This window comes from Adlercreutzia muris (assembly GCF_008831045.1).
Lineage (GTDB): Bacteria > Actinomycetota > Coriobacteriia > Coriobacteriales > Eggerthellaceae > Adlercreutzia > Adlercreutzia muris.
The window spans coordinates 25,733-43,355 of sequence record NZ_WAJS01000010.1 but is presented as its reverse complement, the minus strand read 5'-3'; the positions used below and the strand labels follow the sequence as shown (position 1 = coordinate 43,355).

General features: G+C 63.4%; 12 protein-coding genes. 2 read left to right on the top strand and 10 right to left on the bottom strand.

Translation table 11 applies throughout. The features are described 5' to 3' along the window. Positions 1-14: 14 nt before the first annotated feature. The 5 genes from F8D48_RS04465 to F8D48_RS04445 form a co-directional block, all read right to left on the bottom strand. A complete protein-coding gene (locus F8D48_RS04465; protein ID WP_135970819.1) occupies positions 15-401 on the bottom strand; it encodes a GntR family transcriptional regulator in 387 nt (128 codons plus the stop codon). A 68-nt stretch (positions 402-469) separates the two neighbouring features. Beyond that, positions 470-1,348 carry an NrfD/PsrC family molybdoenzyme membrane anchor subunit gene (gene nrfD, locus F8D48_RS04460; RefSeq protein WP_151430110.1) on the bottom strand — a complete coding sequence of 293 codons (879 nt, stop codon included), beginning with the start codon at positions 1,346-1,348 and terminating at the stop codon, positions 470-472. Positions 1,349-1,374: 26 nt separating this feature from the next. Beyond that, a complete protein-coding gene (locus F8D48_RS04455) occupies positions 1,375-2,139 on the bottom strand; it encodes a TorD/DmsD family molecular chaperone (RefSeq protein ID WP_151430109.1) in 765 nt (254 codons plus the stop codon). A 215-nt stretch (positions 2,140-2,354) separates the two neighbouring features. Further along, positions 2,355-2,981 carry a 4Fe-4S dicluster domain-containing protein gene (locus F8D48_RS04450; RefSeq protein ID WP_151430108.1) on the bottom strand — a complete coding sequence of 209 codons (627 nt, stop codon included), beginning with the start codon at positions 2,979-2,981 and terminating at the stop codon, positions 2,355-2,357. Positions 2,982-2,993: 12 nt separating this feature from the next. Then, positions 2,994-5,645, bottom strand: a complete 2,652-nt coding sequence (locus F8D48_RS04445; RefSeq protein WP_151430107.1) for a molybdopterin-dependent oxidoreductase — start codon at positions 5,643-5,645, stop codon at positions 2,994-2,996. Positions 5,646-6,072: 427 nt separating this feature from the next. On the opposite strand from F8D48_RS04445, the gene F8D48_RS04440 reads away from it, so the two are divergent. Further along, positions 6,073-6,789: a ferric reductase-like transmembrane domain-containing protein gene (locus tag F8D48_RS04440; protein WP_151430106.1), complete on the top strand. Its 717-nt coding sequence runs from the start codon at positions 6,073-6,075 to the stop codon at positions 6,787-6,789. Positions 6,790-7,113: 324 nt separating this feature from the next. Here F8D48_RS04440 and nifJ read toward each other — a convergent pair whose 3' ends face one another. Next, a complete protein-coding gene (gene nifJ / locus F8D48_RS04435; protein ID WP_151430105.1) occupies positions 7,114-10,665 on the bottom strand; it encodes a pyruvate:ferredoxin (flavodoxin) oxidoreductase in 3,552 nt (1,183 codons plus the stop codon). 443 nt (positions 10,666-11,108) lie between these two features. On the opposite strand from nifJ, the gene F8D48_RS04430 reads away from it, so the two are divergent. Then, the gene (locus F8D48_RS04430) at positions 11,109-12,788 is read left to right on the top strand and encodes an ABC transporter substrate-binding protein (RefSeq protein WP_240806222.1); all 1,680 of its coding nucleotides are present in this window, start codon (positions 11,109-11,111) and stop codon (positions 12,786-12,788) included. A 13-nt stretch (positions 12,789-12,801) separates the two neighbouring features. On the opposite strand, the gene F8D48_RS04425 is transcribed toward F8D48_RS04430, so the two are convergent. From F8D48_RS04425 to rplO, 4 genes are all read right to left on the bottom strand, one after another. Then, positions 12,802-14,991 carry a cytochrome C oxidase Cbb3 gene (locus F8D48_RS04425; RefSeq protein WP_151430103.1) on the bottom strand — a complete coding sequence of 730 codons (2,190 nt, stop codon included), beginning with the start codon at positions 14,989-14,991 and terminating at the stop codon, positions 12,802-12,804. Positions 14,992-15,093: 102 nt separating this feature from the next. Continuing rightward, complete coding sequence (locus F8D48_RS04420; protein ID WP_135970807.1) at positions 15,094-15,720, bottom strand: adenylate kinase; 627 nt, start codon at positions 15,718-15,720, stop codon at positions 15,094-15,096. 34 nt (positions 15,721-15,754) lie between these two features. Continuing rightward, positions 15,755-17,035, bottom strand: coding sequence for a preprotein translocase subunit SecY (secY, locus tag F8D48_RS04415; RefSeq protein WP_135970806.1), 1,281 nt, complete (start codon positions 17,033-17,035; stop codon positions 15,755-15,757). Next, on the bottom strand, positions 17,029-17,478 hold the full coding sequence (rplO, locus tag F8D48_RS04410; protein ID WP_135970805.1) for a 50S ribosomal protein L15: 450 nt from the start codon (positions 17,476-17,478) through the stop codon (positions 17,029-17,031). The genes secY and rplO overlap by 7 nt, the downstream gene beginning before the upstream one ends. Positions 17,479-17,623: the final 145 nt, after the last annotated feature.

Sequence of the window (17,623 nt, the reverse complement as noted above, 5' to 3'; positions counted from 1 at the left end):
CCCCTCTTCGAGGATCAGGACCTCTCATCCTTCAAACGATGAGCCACATCCATCATGCACAGCGTGACTTCATCGATGGTCATTCCCAGGGCCAGGCAGCGCCGGATGCAACCCTCTATTTCCGTGTCGGCAATGGAACACACATCATCGGCCTTCCCGCCGATGTCGCGCACGAAAACGCCCCGACCGCGCACGGACTCGACATAGCCGTCGCTCTCCAGGTTGACGTATACCTTGCTCACGGTGTTGTAGTTGATGGCGGCCTCGGCGGCCAAGGTGCGCACGCTGGGCAGCTGATCGCCAGGCCGGTAGTAGCCGGTCTTGATGAGGTAAACGAACCGATTGCGCAGCTGCACCCATACGGGCAGTCCGCTCGACTCGTCTATCTCGAACAGGGCCATGGGCTCTCCGCAGCCTTCCTGCTTGGGCGCCTGCCGGGCGCTTCTGTTTCATATCGGCTCGCATTGTATCACCCGAGCCAATGACTTCCGGCCAACACCAGGCAGAACCGCAGAATTAGCCCTCCGAAGAGGCACAAGGCCTCAGCTGCTGCGACCGGTGCGACACGACCCGCGAAGGGACGCAGCGCCTCGATGCCAAAGGGCACGACAATGCCGCCTAGCACGAAACCCCCGAAGAACCAGGAACCTTGGCCCTCGGGCGAAATCAGCTGCGCGAGGCCCGGGCCCGCGAACAAGTTCGCTGCAGCCAGGACGATGAAGGCGGCAAGCGCCACGAACTCGAGTCCCAAGGTTATCAGATGAACCCGATGCAGACCGTCTACCCAGCCGGCCAGAAGCGCCCAATCGCGACCGAAGGGCGCAAGCAGAAGCACGATCGCCGAGCCGGAGGAAAGCGATGAGAGGGCAAGCAGCGCCGGAAGCGCCGCGTTGTTCCACAGGGGTACCGCCTCCATCCACGCCAGGTACAGGCCGGTGTAGACCATGAGCACCGCCGCCAGAAGCGCGCCGAGCACTTCCAGCCCCTTGCGAGCCATGGAGGGCAGCGGCCAACCGAGGACATGGGCCGCAGCCACGCAAGCCGAGACGAGCAGCGACGCCAGCAGGATGAACGAGCCCACCGATAGCAGCGATACCGTCGGTCGGAGGAACAGCAAAAAGAAACGATGGGGACTGCCCAAGTCCGCCAGCAAGCAGAATGCCGAGAGGGCCAGAAGCCCGAAGCTGGCGAGGTACAGCTTGCCCGCCAGGCCCCAAAAGGCACGGCTCTGCCGAAAGGTGCGCGATTTCGTGCAGTGGAACAGGAGCGACCAGGCGGTTGTCACAAGTAGTGTGCCGGCACCGCAACCGCCCAGAAACAGGTAGAGAACCACGAACGTCCCCAGCATACGCACCTCCCCTCAAGGCACCGACGTTACTTCCTGCGCCGAAACGCGCGGGCCTCTCCGTCGAAGCAAATGCCGAAGCGCTCGGCGTAGCAGGCGATCAAGCCGAAAACGAACGCTCCGACACCACGGTAGTACCCGGTACGTGCATGCCTCTCGACAGCATAGCGCCAGGGGGCCAACCAGGGAAGGACATGCTCCGTCAGGAAAGCGTCCCCTTCGCCGGCCAACGCGGCAGCTCGCTGACCTTCGCCGGCATCCAAGGCCTCGCGTTCCTCGGCAATCAGGCGAGAGAGGAAGCCGAGCATGAGCCCCAAATGGTCGTCGGGCTCCCGATGCAGTCGTTCGACCTCAAGGCCGTGACGACGGTAGACCTCGCGCACAGCAATGACGTTCTTGCCGAACACGTGCCGGTTCGGCTCCACGTAGTATGACTCCAAGCACGATGCCTCAGGCGTGCCCAGACCCACGAACAGACGCAGCCATTCGCGACGCAATTCAGCCACGGCCTCGGCGAACGCAGGGCTTTCCCCAAGGAAGGCGGCCGCACTATCAGTGCTTGCGCCCTCGGGCACCTCAGATGCGCGCAGAGCGGCGGCACACCAGCCGTCCAGAAAACGAAGGCCCTGCCGCGCGTCATCGCTTTCCTCGCCGAAGGGGGCGCTGGCGAACTGACGGCTTGCAACCTGCTCGGCCACCGACGAAATGTCCGGCTCGACATACAGCAGCCAAGAGGCGACAGCGAAGCAGACCTCGGCCGCAGCCAGCGTATCGGAAGAAAGGGGAGCGATCATAGGACACCTCTAAAAGAACAGGCGGGGCACCGGGCAAATCGGGAGGGAGGGGGGTGAATCTGTCCGGTGCCCGCCTTAACGTGGGATTATACAGGGTTGAAAGGTATTCTCCTCGGTATTGGAAAGGTTCATGAAAGGGGCACAGATCTTGCCGTTTCGCGCAGCGACCCGCACCCCGCAATTCCCCCGAGACAGCGGAGCACCTTCCGAGAACGCTACAGCTCCTCTTGGAGGTTGACCACCGAACCGGTACCGACACCAGACTTCTGGGCGTTGCGATGAGGAGTCAGGATCAGATTGGGACCCGTGGTGTCTTGGGGCAGCGGCTCGACTTCGATATCGCCCTCGCCGTACCTCTCAACAAGTTCCTCGCGGGGCCCGAAGTCCAATGCTCGCATGGGGCAGCCAATTACGCAGATGGGCTTGCCGCCCGTGGCCACCTCGCCACGGCACATGTCGCACTTGAGCATGTAGCCCTCTTCCTCGTTGAAGGTGGAGGCTTTATAGGGGCAGGCGGTCTGACAGGTCTTGCACCCGATGCACACTTCATGATCGGTCCACACAATACCCGTATCAGGGTCTTTCTGCATAGCGCCCGTCGGGCAATTCTCCACACAGGCGGCGTTCGTGCAGTGATTGCACGCCAGAGAGATGAAATAGCCGAACACCCCATTAGGGACGTAATGACCCGCCGCTGTTGCATCCCAACTGCCACCCTGATAGCTGTACACCTTGCGATAGAGATTAGTCGCCGGCAGTCTATAAGTTTCCTTGCACGCGACCTGACAGGTCTTGCAGCCCGTGCACTTGCCGCCATCCAAATGAAATGCGTACTGAGTCATAGCGCACCTCCCCTATTCCTCGATGCCCACGGGCGTAACGATGGGCGTGTTCTTGTCGGGCTCAAGCGTCAGCGGCCCGTCGTATTTCTCCACCTGCACCAGCGTGCCCGTCCACGACTGGGAAGCTTGCCCCGAGGCCTTCGGAGCCTGCAAGATGTTCGGGTCGCCGCCCAAGTCGATGCCGGTCTCCTCGTCGATGCGGATCCACGCGCCGTCCTGGAGCGCCACCGCACCCGGAACGATGGTAGGCAGCACCTTGGCCGGACGCAGCACCTTGCCGTGGGGACTCGTCATGAGCACCAAGTCGCCGTTCTTGATGCCCCGTGCCTCGGCATCCACGGTGCTCATGAAGCATTCCTGGGGGAACGCCTCGCGCAGCGAGACGACGTTGTCGTTCACCGTATGGGAGCGACGCAGGGAATGGGGCGTCCACAGCAGCAGCGGATACTCCTCAGTCTGGGTACCGGCGCCCTGGTCGGGATCACCGATCTGCCACTTCGCGATGGGCGGAATGACGGAGTAACCGAGCGAGCTCACGACCGCCGAGAGTGTGGCACTATGGATCTCGAACTTACCCGACGCCGTGGCCGCCGGATTGCCCTCGGGATCGGCGATGAACGCCGCGAAGGGCCGATAGGTAAGGGCGTCGCCCTTGGATCGCTGGGTCTTGTAGCAGCCCTTCTCCTTGAATTCTGCGATGGTGATGCTGCCCTCCTGGGGCTTGCCCTCCACACCCAGGGCATCGATGTCTTCCTGAGTGATGGTGAACAGCGGCTCATAGGCCGCCGTGGCCTGATCAGTCATCTTAATGGCGCCGGCGAAGGAGTGATAGGTGCGCTCGGCATCGGTCATGGTGTTCACCGTCTTCGGATCCAGGCCAAGACGGCTTGCCAGCTCTTCGGCGATCTCAGTCTCGGGGCGCGCCTTGTACAGCGGCTCCATAATGCGATCAGCCCAATACACGGTCTCGGCATTCACGCTCCAGGCGATATTGCCCTTCTCCCACCACGTGGCCGCAGGCAATACCACGTCGCAGTACTGCCGCGAGGCATCGAAGAACGGCCCGACACCCCACACGAAATCAACCTTGCGGAACACCTTGATGCCGGCATTCGCATTGGGCAGCGAGTTGAGGCTGTTCTGATAACCGCCCGTGTAAATGACGTGAATGTCGATGGGCTTTTTCCCGCCAGGCCAGGAATCGCGCCCGTAGGCGCCATCGAGAATCGACTGCCAGCACTCGGTGTAGTCCACCTTTTCCCAAGAATCCTTGTCAGTTATCTCGCCCCAATTGGGCACGAGCACAATGACAGGAGGCGCCAGCGGATTGACGGGGTTCTTGCCGGCCCCGTTGGAGGCATCTCCCGCAAAGCAATAGGGCGTGGTGGAATAGCCGTGCTCGTGCATGCCGAGCCAGCCGACATAGTTGCCCGGCGTTCCCACCCCATGCATGAAGGCCAAGGTGTAGAAGGCCTGACCGAACATCTCACCGGCGGGAATCTTGGTCGTAGACTGGCCGGCGAAGAAATCGACTTTTTCAGTCTTCGCGATTTCCTCAGCCAGGCGGCGCGTTGTTGCTGCAGGCACACCGCAGATGGCCTCGGCCCACTCCGGCGTCTTGGGCTCGCCGTCGTAGGTACCCAGCAAGTAGTCCTTGAAATTTTCCTTGGGGTCGGCGCCCTCGGGCATATGCTCGGCATCGAATCCCACGCAGTAGGTGTCCAAGAACTCCTGATTCTGCAGATTGTTCTCCACCTGGTGATACATCATACCGAGGCAGAACGCCGTATCGGTGCCGGGCAGGATGGGCACCCACTCATCGGCAATGGCGGCGGCCGTCTGATTGAGCCACGGATCCACAATAACGAGGCGACCCCCCTCGGACTGCGCGTAGCTCAACTGGAGCGGTGTGTTGCCCGCCTTGTTGGCTGCCCAGTTGTTGCCGAAATGGAAGTGGAGCTGGCTCTCGGCGAGACTCAGGGCGTCGGGAGCCTCGAAGATGCTGCCCGTCATGAACAGCTCGACGCAAGGCCATGCTCCAAGCGATACGGTGCCCAGATCGTGATGCACCGCACCGCCCTTGGCATTCAGCAAGCACACGATGGGGTCGAAGTACTCCTCGCCAATATCGGAGTAGGCCGCGGCAAGAATAGATTTCGGACCCCAGTTGTCGTAGGCCTTCTGCATCTCGCTCGCTATGATATCCAGCGCCTCATCCCAGCTGATGCGCTCCCACTCATCGCGGCCGCGCATCTCGCCGTTGGGATTATCGGGGCTCCAGCCCTTGCGCTTCATGGGATATTTGATGCGCGCCGGTGACATCATATTACTAATTTGCGCTCGTCCGCGCGGGCAGGCGCGGCGCTGGGGCACCTCGATAGAGTCTTCCTCCTCATCGGTGCGGATGCGCAGCGGCACGCCGTCCTCCACATACACCCTCAAAAGGCAGCGGGAGTGCTCGCAACTGCAGTTGTTCATGCATGCGCCCGTCAGCCATTGGCCATCGCCCTTCTCCCCCGGATAGGATTCGATGCCGGTGTCGCCCAATGAGATCTCGGACGATGCTGGTGAATTCGCGCAGGCAGTCAAGCCCGCGAGGGTTGCGGCGCCAGCAGTGGCCGTGCCCCACTTGACGAAGCTGCGTCGAGTCAATTCGTTGCTCATTCTTGACCCTCCCTCTTCTAGTCGTGCGGGAAAGCGCCCGGACACGGTCGCCTCCCCTTCTCTCTCGATACGACCCATGCATAGGTGAAACCGTCCTAAACTTGTATGACGGTTACGGCGCCTATACTATCATGCATGAGTAGGACAGTCAACGGGATCGCTGGTTTCATGCTATCTTTCTTGAGGACAACCTTATGGCGAGGCAATACGCTTGCCACCCATTCTGCACCACCCCTTTGCTTTCCGCCTCTTCTTTCTCTGTCGTGATCTGACTGCACGACTATGCCCCCTCAAGGGATGCGATCGAAACCCCCACAACTCCCTGCATATGTCCAATGTTGGGCTGACAGGTCATCTATCCTATGCTATTGTGACAACAAGGGAGAAAGCTCGCGAAGGGGCCTGGAGGAGGCCCGGAGGAGGCACTATGAGATTCGTCATCGCACTGATCCTATCGTTTGCCCTGGTGTGGGTATGCGCAAAACCCCTGAAGAAGCACCCCGCTCCCTTCTACCTGGGTGCCGCGGCCCTTTTGGCCCTGTACTTCTGGGGCACCGCGGTGAATATCCACGGCGAGGCGTGGTCTTACTTTCAGCCGCTCATGCAGCGCTGCGCTTTGGCGTTTCTGCTCTTCTCCATCGTCATGTTCGTAGGCGTTCTGAACGAGCGAAACCCTTTGCGCGCCCACCTCATGCCCATTCGCCGGCAGCTGTCCATCCTCGCCTGTATCTTTGCCGTAGGGCACATCGTCTTCTACAGCGCCTCCTATATCCCGCGCATCACGAGTGCCTTTTCCGGGAACCTGGCCTTCTCGCTGGGCTTGGCCGCGCTCATCACGGCGCTCATGGCGGTGCTGTGGATCACTTCGTTCCAGGTGGTGAAGCACGGCATGAAGGCCCTCACCTGGAAGCGCATTCAGCGTCTGGCCTACCCCTTCTACGTGCTGACCTATGTGCATTTGGCGCTGCTGCTCATGCCGAGCGCCCTGGTGGGCAACACCGTGGCCGTCGTGTCCATCGCTGTGTACTCGGCGGTCATGGGCGCCTACGTGGTGCTGCGCTCGGCTAAGGCACTGGCAGACCGGCGCGCCGAGGCAACCGCCCCCGCTACCGAGCTCGACCTGGAGACCGCCGCGGCCGCTTAAGCCGCCTCGAGAGCAATCTTGACGCGAACGCGGAAGCGACGCAGTTGTCTACGCCGTCTCTGACAATGCCCTGCACATCCCATCTTGTAAGGATCGTTACCAAGAGAGAGGACGGGGCATCTCGTTGCGCTCATGATCTGGGGTTTGTCGCTAATACGGAAAGAATATCACGTTATGTGTGTCTAAAACGGAGATGTGTCTAACGCAGAAAAATCGCGCTTCTGACGCTGAGCGATTTGCGCAGACGAATGAAAAGGGAGCCCGAAGGCTCCCTTTTCGGTTGCGGCCCAGGGTTGGGCCGGCAAGCTTTGGCGTTCGCTCGCCCTACTCGGCGGCGTAGAGGTCCTTGAGCTTCTGCAGATGATCCCAGCGATCCATGGCGGCGCGCTCGTTCTCGGCGAAGAGCTCGCCGGCGCGCTCGGGGAACTCGCGGGTCAGACGGCTGTAGCGGGCCTCGTTCATGAGGAAGTTCTGGTACTCCCCCTCCACCGGCTCCTTGGAGTCGATGACGAGCTTCTTGCCCGGGGCACCTTGCGGGTTGAAGCGCAGCAGGTTCCAGTAGCCGCAGTCCACGGCTTTCTTCATCTCGGTCTGGCAGTTGGTCATGCCGCCCTTGATGGAGTGCATCTCGCAGGGGCTGTAGCCGATGATGAGCGAGGGACCCGGATAGGCCTCGGCCTCGGTGATGGCCTTGATAGTCTGGTTCAGGTTCGCACCCATGGCGATCTGCGCCACGTACACGTAGCCGTAGGTCATGGCGATCTCGGCGAGGCTCTTCTTCTTCACGTCCTTGCCGGCCGCGGCGAACTGCGCCACCTGGCCGAGGTTGGAGGCCTTGGAGGCCTGGCCGCCGGTGTTGGAGTACACCTCGGTGTCGAACACGAACACGTTCACGTCCTTGCCGGAGGCGAGCACATGATCCAGGCCGCCGTAGCCGATGTCGTAGGCCCAGCCGTCGCCACCGAAGATCCAGACGGACTTCTTGGTCAGGTAGCTCTTGTTGGCCAGGATGCCGGCGGCCAGCGCCGCCAGGTCGCCCTCGCCTGCAGCGGCGGTCTCCAGGGCCGCGATGTAGGCCGCCGCGGCCGCCTTGGAGGCCTCGGCGCCAGTGCGGGCCTCGAGCCACGCACGGGCCGCGTCGGCCAGCTCGCCGGCCGCGCCCTCGCAGGCCAGCAGGGCCTCGGTGTCGGCCACGACCTTGTCCTGCACGGCCTCGTAGCCCAGCAGCATGCCCATGCCGTGCTCGGCATTGTCCTCGAACAGCGAGTTGGACCAGGCCGGACCGTGGCCGTCGGCGTTCACCGTGTAAGGCGAGGTGGCCGCCGGACCGCCCCAGATGGAGGAGCAGCCCGTGGCGTTGGCGATGTACATGCGATCGCCGAACAGCTGGGTGACCAGGCGGGCGTAGGAGGTCTGGGCGCAGCCGGCGCAGGAGCCGGAGAACTCCAGCAGAGGCCGTTTGAACTGGCTGGCCTTCACCGAAGTGCCCTCCAGCTCCTCCTTGCGCGCAACGTCCTTCACGCAGTAGTCGAACACCGGCTGCTCGTTCAGCTCATCGGCGATGGGCATCATGGTCAGCGAATCGGTGGGGCACTGGATGGCGCACAGGCCGCAGCCCATGCAGTCGAGCGGCGAGACGGCCAGCACGTACTGCATGTCGGCGCCCACCTTGCCCTTCACAGGAATATGCTTGGTCTGGGCCGGGGCCGCGGCCATTTCGGCCTCGGTCAGGGCGAAGGGACGAATGGTGGCGTGAGGGCACACGAACGCGCACTGGTTGCACTGGATGCAGGTGTCGGCGTTCCACTCGGGCACCTGCACGGCCACGCCGCGCTTCTCGTAGGCCGAGGCGCCCAGCGGGAACTGGCCGTCCTCATAGCCCATGAAGGCGGACACGGGCAGGGAGTCGCCGTCCATGCGGCCCACGGGGAACATGATGTTCTCCACAAGGCTCACGGTCTCGGGACGGCCCTCGGCAGAAGCGGCCTTAACGGAGCCCTCGGCGTCCTTCCAAGAAGCGGGCACTTCCACGGCCACGAAGGCAGTAGCGCCGGCATCGATGGCCTTGTGGTTCATGTCCACGATATCCTGGCCCTTCTTGGCGTAGGAGGCCGTGGCCGCGTCCTTCATGTAGCGGATGGCCTCCTCCTGGGGCATAACGCCGGCCAGGGTGAAGAAGGCGGACTGCAGGATGGTGTTGGTGCGCTTGCCCATGCCGATTTCCATGGCCAAATCGATGGCGTTGATGAGGTACAGCTTGATGTCGTTCTCGGCGATGTAGCGCTTCGCGTCAGCCGACAGGTGCTGCTCCAGCTCCTCGGGGGTCCACTGGCAGTTGATGAGGAAGGCGCCGCCCGGCTTCACATCGCGCACAATGGGGAAGTCCTTGGTGATGTAGGACGGATTGTGACAGGCCACGAAGTCGGCCTTGTTCACGTAGTAGGGGCTGCGAATGGGGGCGTCGCCGAAGCGCAGGTGCGAGATGGTCACGCCGCCGGTCTTCTTCGAGTCGTACTGGAAGTAGGCCTGCACGTACTTGTCGGTATGATCGCCGATGATCTTGATGGAGTTCTTGTTCGCGCCCACGGTGCCGTCGCCGCCGAGGCCCCAGAACTTGCACTCGATGGTGCCGGGGGCGGCGGTGTTGGGGGCGGGCACCTCGGGCAGGGACAGGCCCGTCACGTCGTCCACGATGCCGATGGTGAACTGGCGGCGCGGCTCGTCCTTCTCAAGCTCGGTGAAGATGGCGAACACGGACGCGGGCGGGGTGTCCTTGGAGCCGAGGCCGTAGCGGCCGCCGGTCACGGTGATGCCCTCGCGGCCTTCCACGGACAGCGCGTTCACCACATCCATGTACAGGGGCTCGCCGATGCTTCCGGGCTCCTTGGTGCGGTCGAGCACGGCGATCTTCTTGCAGCTAGCGGGCAGGGCAGCCACGAACTTCTCGGTCACGAAGGGGCGGTACAGGCGCACCTTCACGAGGCCCACCTTCTCGCCTTGGGCGGTGAGGTAGTCGATGACCTCCTCGGCCACGTCGCAGATACTTCCCATGGCCACGATGACACGCTCGGCGTCCGGCGCGCCGTAGTAGTTGAACAGCTGGTAGTTGGTGCCCAGCTTCGCGTTCACCTTGCTCATGTACTCCTCCACCACGGCCGGCAGATCGTTGTAGATGGAGTTGCAGGCCTCGCGGTGCTGGAAGAAGATGTCGCCGTTCTCGTGGGAGCCGCGCATGGCCGGGCGCTCCGGGTTCAGGGAATGCTCGCGGAAAGCATTCACCGCATCCATGTCGCACAGCTCGGCCAGATCCTCGTAGTCCCACACCTGGATCTTCTGCACCTCGTGGGAGGTACGGAAGCCATCGAAGAAGTTGAGGAAGGGAACACGGCCCTTGATGGCGGCCAAGTGGGCCACGGCGGACAGGTCCATGACCTCCTGCACGTTGCCCTCGGCGAGCATGGCGAAGCCGGTCTGGCGGCAGGCCATGACGTCGGAGTGGTCGCCGAAGATGTTGAGCGCCTGGGTGGAGACGGTGCGGGCCGACACATGGAAGACCGTGGGCAGCTGCTCGGCGGCGATCTTGTACATGTTGGGGATCATGAGCAGCAGGCCCTGGCTGGCCGTGTAGGTGGTGGTCAGCGCGCCGGTGGCCAGCGAGCCGTGCACGGCACCCGCCGCTCCGCCCTCGGACTGCATCTCGCACACCTTCACCGTGGTGCCGAAGATGTTCTTGCGGCCCTGGGCAGCCCAAATGTCGACGAAGTCGGCCATGGGACTTGAGGGAGTGATGGGGTAGATGCCGGCAACCTCGGTGAACGCGTAGGACACGTGCGCCGCGGCGTTGTTGCCGTCCATCGACTTCAGAACTCTCGTCATGTTCCTCTCCTTTGCATCTGGCCCGCGCGGGATCGGCCGGCTTGCGGCCTCGCGAACATCCGCGGGGTGGTACTGTCGCGGAGAGGTCGAGAGGACGGAAGCGCACCGACCGGCGAGTCGGATTTGCTCTGCGAACAGAAATACCTGTCTGATAATAGCAGGGAGGCAACCGTTGACGCACCGTCAACGTTTCCCCTCCCCCGCCACAGCCCTGACCCGTCGGTCGGCGGGAGGACACGCGCCCACCACGGGGCATCCCCGCCCTCGACAGACGCGCCCCGCACCCGGAGTGCTCGCGCGGCCCTGTGCGCATCAGGCGACTCAAAAGGCGGCGACCTCGATGACCCAATGGGGCACCCGCTCCTTGGCTTTGCTGTGGGATTTCCGGACGAGGCGCGGCGCCCTTCTATAATAGTGGGAAATCACGATGAGAAAGGATGCCCGTGGTCCCCTCTCCGCTCTCTGCGCTCCTCGCGGTGCCCGAGGCCGCCGCCCTCCCTCTTACCCGTCGGGCCTTTGTGGCCGGGGCCGCTTCCGCTGCGACGGCCGTGGCCCTGGGCGGCTGCTCGGTGGAGCAGCCCCTCGAGCCCGCACCGGCACCGGCGCCCGACGCCCACGCCGCCGCGCCCGAGATCGAGAGCGGCGTGGCTGGCACGCTGACGGCGGCCGTGGCCTACGAGGACGGCACGCCTAACCCCATCGGCTGCGCCTCGGGGCTGTTCCTGGCCGCGAACTGGCACGTGTTCGAAGGGCTCTACGAGCTGGACATGCACACCTACCGCGCCGAGCTGGGGCTGGCCGCGGCCGACCCGGTGCAGATCGACGACCTCGCCTTCGAGGTGACCCTGCGGGAGGGCACCGTGTTCTCCGACGACAGCCCCCTTACCGTGGACGACGTGGTGAACGCCTTCAACCGCAATATGGCCGACGAGCTCTACGGGCCCTTCCTCTCGTTCATCCGCTCTGTGACCGCCACCGACGACCGCACCCTGCGCTTCGCCCTGACCGCCCCCATGGGCTCGCTTCTGCGGGAACGCCTCGCCCTCGTGCGCATCTTCCCCGCCACCGCCACCGACGAGGAACTCACAAGCCGTCCTATCGGAAGCGGCCCATGGTGCTACGACACCGTGAATGCCGCCGACGGCGGGACCATCACCTTCACCCCCAACCACCGCTACGAGGGCCCCTACCCCGCCACCTGCAACCGCATGGCCTGGTCGGTCATCCTTAATGACGAAGAGCGCACCCGCGCGCTGACCGAGAAGCGCGTGCTGGCCATGGAGGCGGCCCCCGAGGTGCTCGCCGATGCCATCGCCGAGGCGGGGGCGTCGGTGGACTACGTGCCCGGCTGCAACCTGCCCTTCCTCATGTTCAACTGCGCTCGGCCCCCCTTCGACGATGCCCGCGTGCGCCAGGCGCTCCTGTATGCTCTGGACGTGGACTCCATGATCGGTCAGGTCATGGCCGGTCACGCTCGGCCGGCCACCTCGCTTCTGCCCGACTACTTCCGCGGCTACCACCGCGCCTCCACGGTGTACAGCTACGACCCGGAGAAGGCCCGCAAGCTTCTGGCAGAGGCGGGCGTGGAAGAGCTCGCCCTTACCCTGCGCGTGAACGACAACTGGGTGAGCGCGCTGGCACCGATGATCATCGAGGACTGGAAGGCCGTGGGCGTGACCGCCGAGGTAGTGCCGCTGGATGCCGCAGCGCTGTTCGAGGACATCTCCACGCCACCAGAGGCCGCCACGCTGCTGCCCTTCGATGTGGTGCTCTCCCCCGGCGATCCCTCCTGCTTCGGCAACGATCCCGACCTTATCATGAGCTGGTGGTACGGCGACAATGTCTGGACGCGAGCCCGCACCTGCTGGGCCGCTACGCCCCAGTTCGCCGAGCTATCCGAACTCATGGCCGAGGCGCGAGCCAGCATCGATGAGGCCGCCCAGCAGGATCTGTGGAACCAGTGCTTCGACATCATCGCCGCCGAGGTGCCGCTCTACCCGCTGTTCCACCGCGAGACAGCCACGGCCTACTACGACGGCCAGCTGGACGGCTACGACCCCATTGGGGCGACGGGGCTGCTATTCCTCGGCACGACCCCCATGAAAGAAGCACGGCCGATCTAGGAAAAGAGCTACCTTACTTCCAGAACAGCACGGTCTGGAGCAGATCCTGGTAGGCCCAGGGGTACACGTCCGAATACCAGCCGGTCTCGGGCACGAGGCACAGCAGCAGGCTGTAGGTGACGCTCGCCGCCGCCAGCACGAGAAGCACCTTCAGCATGAGGTCGTAGCCGGTCCGCGCGTGGGAGAGCTGCTCGTTCACGACGAAGCACAGCAGCACCGAGGCCGCCAGGAACATGAAGCTGAAATCGGCATAATAGCGCTGGAGGATGCCCGCCAGTTCCGCATCGGCCAAGGCCACGACCACGCCAGAAGCCAGCAGCACCACGATCACGCCCATAATGGTGCGCGTCGAGCGCTGCCGCACCCGCATGCCCAGAATGCGCTTCGAGAACGCGAGCACCCACAGAAGCGGCAGACAGGCGAAGATGCCGCCGAAGGTGACCTCCTTGATGGTTTGGCCCATGTAGGTGGTGTCGAAGGGGGCCGGCTGGAGGAAGGGAAACACCCCCACCATGGAGGGCGGCTGCAGGAAGTAAGTGAAGAAGGCCGGCGCCAGGCGCCCCAGGTTCATGCCGCGCTTGGTCATATCGTTCACCGTGAGGTTGTAGTTGGCGCCGAAATCGGTCAGCGAGCCGAACCGCGCGTAGTTGTAGGCCATGATGCCGGCGGCCACCAGCAGGTAGGGCGCCACCAGGCAGGCGAACTCCCCCGCACCCGCCCGGGTGCGCAGCCGCCCCTCGGTGATGTAGGTGCGCCAGAACAGCGGAAAGGCCAGAAACGACAGCACCAGCAGCTGCGGTCGGCACCCGGCCACAAGAGCCATGCACAGCGACCCGGTGAACAGCCACGGACGGCGATGGCGCCCCACACTCCCTCGGTTCCAGCAGTACAGGCCCCACACCGAGAAGGCGAGCCCGCACATGATGGGCAGCGAATAGAAGGTGGGGAACTTCACCAGGTACAAGATGCCGCTACAGGCCACGAGCGGTATCTGCAACAGGAGGTACACACCGAGGGAAACCGAGCGGAAGTGGTAGCGGGCGAAGCGGTCGAGCAGAGCCGTGGCCCCCAGCACGAAGGCGATGGCCATAACGAGCACGCCGATAGCCGTGGGAAAGTTCGCCCCCGTGAGCAAATAGAAGGGCAGGTAGAACAGGAGCACCGGCACGACGCCGAAGTACACGTAGTAGTGGCCCTCATAGTAGGCCACATCGAACAGGTAGGGCTCGCCGGTGGCTTTCTGGGCCTCATCCCGAGCGCCCTTGTCGTAGGGATCTTCCATGTCCTGGAGCCACTGGGGCGGCTCTTCGTCCAGGTACAGACGCCCCTCGGCCATGGCCCGGGCCAGCTCGGCGTACTGCTGGGCATTGTCGCCGCCCACTTCGAAGGTGTTCACCACCGACGCACCGTCCCAGGAGCCGTAGTTGTAGCTCGAGGTGGCCACGCCCACTAGGTTCGACCCGTAGAACAGAAATCCGGTCAGCAGCGCCACTTCCACCAACACGGCGAAGATAATACCCGCCTTGGACTTGCGGGGGTTCTCCACGATACGGATGCGGTAGATGGCCGATTTCGGACGGAAGCCGTAGCCCACGAGCATGACCATGAGCACGGCCGCGAAGCGCCAGCCGTTGAAAGCGAAGGGGCGATGGGCGTTCAGATACAGCCCGTCGAGCAGGATGGGGTAGGACACCTCGGCTCCCAGCTCCTCCCCCGCGATCTCGATGCGCAGGTTGTCCACGCGGCCGGCGGTCTGGAGGTTCACGAACTTGCTCTGCTCCACGTTCGTGGATATGTCGGCCAGGGGCACCCCCACGGTGTACTCCGTGGAGTCGAAGTAGGTCTGGTGGGCCCCATCCGTGAACTGGATCTTCACCGAGACCAGCTGGGCCGGTTGGCTCGCGGCGAAGTCCAGCTTGATGTTGTGCACCTCGGTATTGAGGTTCGAGAACTCCATGACGTGGTCCACGTCTGTGAGGCTGTAGGTGCCGTCCTCGTTCTGGGCCAGGGACAGCCGATCGGTGAGGTTGATAGTCTGGTAGTCGGCGCTGGTGAAGTAGTTCATATTGAAGACGAACACCTCGCAGGCGGCGGCCAATAGCGCGATGAGCGCCACGGCCCGAGCCGCCCGCAGCAGGGTGCCGCGGTAGATGAGCATGAAATGCTCGAAGGTGTAGGCTATGTTCTCGCGCACAGTGGGCATGGGCCTATTATATAGAGAAAACCCGCACCCCTTCGCGGGATGCGGGTTTCAGAGGTTAAACGCCTTACCTCATGGGACGACCAACGGCGGCGAGGCCGCAACCTAGGCGAGCGCTTCCTTCACGTCCGCGTAGACGACCTCCGGGTCGCGGTCGCCGTCGATGGTGACGAGCAGCTCGCAGCCGCGGTAGTAGTCGATGAGCGGGCTCGTGGCAGTCTCGTACACATCCAGGCGGTTGCGCACGGTGGCCTCGTTGTCGTCGTCGCGCTGGTACATCTCGCCACCGCACTTCGGGCAGGTATCGCCGTCGGCGGCGCTGCCGATGTAGCCGCAGTCGCGGCACATGCGACGGGAGGTGAGGCGACCGACGATGACCTCGGGGTCAACGTCGATGAGCAGGGCGGCGTCCAGGGGGCGGCCCAGCTTGGAGAGCTCGGCGTCCAGCGCCACGGCCTGGGCCGAAGTGCGCGGGAAGCCGTCGAGGATGAAGCCGTTGGCGGTGTCGCCGTCCTGGAGGCGCTCGGTCACCAGGCCGATGATGACGTCATCGGGCACCAGATCGCCAGCGTCCATGTAGGACTTGGCCTTCTGGCCGAGCGGCGTGCCCGCCTTCACCGCCGCGCGCAGCATGTCGCCGGTGGAGATGTGGGGCAGCTCGAACTCCGCTACCAGCTTGGCTGCCTGGGTGCCCTTGCCAGCACCGGGAGCCCCAAGAAGCACGATGTTCATGGAAACATCCTTTCGTTTCTACCTGCGGTTCCTCTTACTTGAAGAAACCTTCGTAGTTGTACATCTTCAGCTGACTCTCGATCTTGCTCATGGTGTCCAGGGCCACGCCGATCATGATGAGGATGGACGTGCCGCCGAACGCTTGGATAAGCTGGTTGTTCGTGAAGAAGAAGATGATGGTGGGCACCACGGCAATGGCCGCGATGAAGATGCCGCCGGGCAGTGTCACGCGATTGATGACGTTTTTGATGTACTGCACCGTGGCCGTGCCAGGACGCACGCCGGGAATGAAGCCGCCCTGCTTGCGGATGTTGTCAGCGGTCTCTTCGGGATTGAACACCATGGAGGTGTAGAAGTACGCGAAGAACACGATGAGCAGCACCGTGAGCACCCAGTTCAGCCAACCGGTGGAGCACCAGTTCGCGAACTCCGTCAGCCAGCCCACATTGAAGATAGCCGCCAGCTGGGCCGGGAAGTAGATGAGGCAGCTCGCGAAGATGATCGGGATAACGCCGGCCGCGTTCACCTTCAGCGGAATGTAGGTGGACTGACCGCCCATCATCTTGCGACCCTGCACGCGCTTGGCGTAGTTCACCGGGATGCGGCGCTGGGCTCGCTCAACGAAGATGATGAGCGGGATGCACACCAGCACCACGGCCAGGATGACCAGGGTGAGGGCGATGCCCGTGCCCAAGTCGCTCGTGAGGTTCACCGACGAGAAGATGGCGGAAGGCACACGGGACACGATGCTCACGAAGATGATGAGCGACATGCCGTTGCCGATGCCGCGCTGAGTGATCAGCTCGCCCATCCACATGATGAACGCCGTGCCGGCCACGAGGGTGAACACGATAATGGCATCCGTGAGCAGCTCGGGCACCTCGGTGGAGAACTGCACGCCGTAGGCCGGGGACTTGAACAGCAGCAAGTAGCCGACCGCGTTGATGAGGCCCAGGCCCAGCGTGAGATAACGGGTGACCTGGGTGATCTTACGACGCCCGGTATCGCCCTCGCGGGCCCAGCGGCCCACGGCGGGAATGACGCCCTGCATCAGCTGCATGATGATGGATGCGGTGATGTAGGGCATGATCCCAAGGGAGAACACCGAGAAGTTCGACAGCGCACCGCCAGTGAACAGATCCAGCATGGTCATGGCCACACCGGTGTCCTGGAAGGCCGTGGCAAACTCGTGGAAGGGAATGCCCGGGACCGGCACATAGGCCCCGAAGCGGTAGAGCGCGAGAATCGCCAACGTGAAGAGGATCTTCTTGCGCAGCTCCGGAACCTTGAATGCGTCAAGAATTGACCTTAGCAAGGCTCTTCGACCTTTCCTCCGGCCGCCTCGATCTTCGCCTTGGCGGTAGCGGACACCTTATCCACGCGCACGGTGAGGGGCTTGGTGATCTCACCGTCGCCGAGCACCTTCACGAGAGCGTCGGCGTGCTTGATGATGCCCTTGGCCTTCAGGGAATCGCCGTCCACCACGTCGCCGGCCTCGAACTTGGCGTCCAGGCGGCTCACGTTGACGGGCAGGTACTCAACACGGTTGAAGTTGCGGAAGCCGGGCAGCTTCGGCAGGCGACGGGCCAGCGGAGTCTGGCCGCCCTCGAAGCCGGCGCCCTTGCCGCCGCCAGCGCGGGACTTCTGGCCGTTCATGCCGCGACCGGCGGTCTTGCCGGTGCCAGAAGCAGGGCCGCGGCCCACGCGCTTGCGGTTCTTGGTGGAGCCAGCAGCAGGCTTCAGATCCTTGAGTTCCATGTTGTTCTTTCTCCTTTGTTTCGCTTTCCGACCAGGTGTTTTCTTAATTCTGACCGGTGCTGGCAGCTCGCCGCCAGCAAACTTCCTTCTATCATGGCAACGGCGCACCCGTTTTCGAGTGCGCCGGAAACCATCAAATGGGGTG

Excerpts from the sequence above, each read along its gene's own strand:
- F8D48_RS04465 (WP_135970819.1), bottom strand. The coding sequence starts at position 401 with ATGGCCCTGTTCGAGATAGACGAGTCGAGCGGACTGCCCGTATGGGTG.
- nrfD (WP_151430110.1), bottom strand. The coding sequence starts at position 1,348 with ATGCTGGGGACGTTCGTGGTTCTCTACCTGTTTCTGGGCGGTTGCGGT.
- F8D48_RS04455 (WP_151430109.1), bottom strand. The coding sequence starts at position 2,139 with ATGATCGCTCCCCTTTCTTCCGATACGCTGGCTGCGGCCGAGGTCTGC.
- F8D48_RS04450 (WP_151430108.1), bottom strand. The coding sequence starts at position 2,981 with ATGACTCAGTACGCATTTCATTTGGATGGCGGCAAGTGCACGGGCTGC.
- F8D48_RS04445 (WP_151430107.1), bottom strand. The coding sequence starts at position 5,645 with ATGAGCAACGAATTGACTCGACGCAGCTTCGTCAAGTGGGGCACGGCC.
- F8D48_RS04440 (WP_151430106.1), top strand. The coding sequence starts at position 6,073 with ATGAGATTCGTCATCGCACTGATCCTATCGTTTGCCCTGGTGTGGGTA.
- nifJ (WP_151430105.1), bottom strand. The coding sequence starts at position 10,665 with ATGACGAGAGTTCTGAAGTCGATGGACGGCAACAACGCCGCGGCGCAC.
- F8D48_RS04425 (WP_151430103.1), bottom strand. The coding sequence starts at position 14,991 with ATGCCCACTGTGCGCGAGAACATAGCCTACACCTTCGAGCATTTCATG.
- F8D48_RS04420 (WP_135970807.1), bottom strand. The coding sequence starts at position 15,720 with ATGAACATCGTGCTTCTTGGGGCTCCCGGTGCTGGCAAGGGCACCCAG.
- rplO (WP_135970805.1), bottom strand. The coding sequence starts at position 17,478 with ATGGAACTCAAGGATCTGAAGCCTGCTGCTGGCTCCACCAAGAACCGC.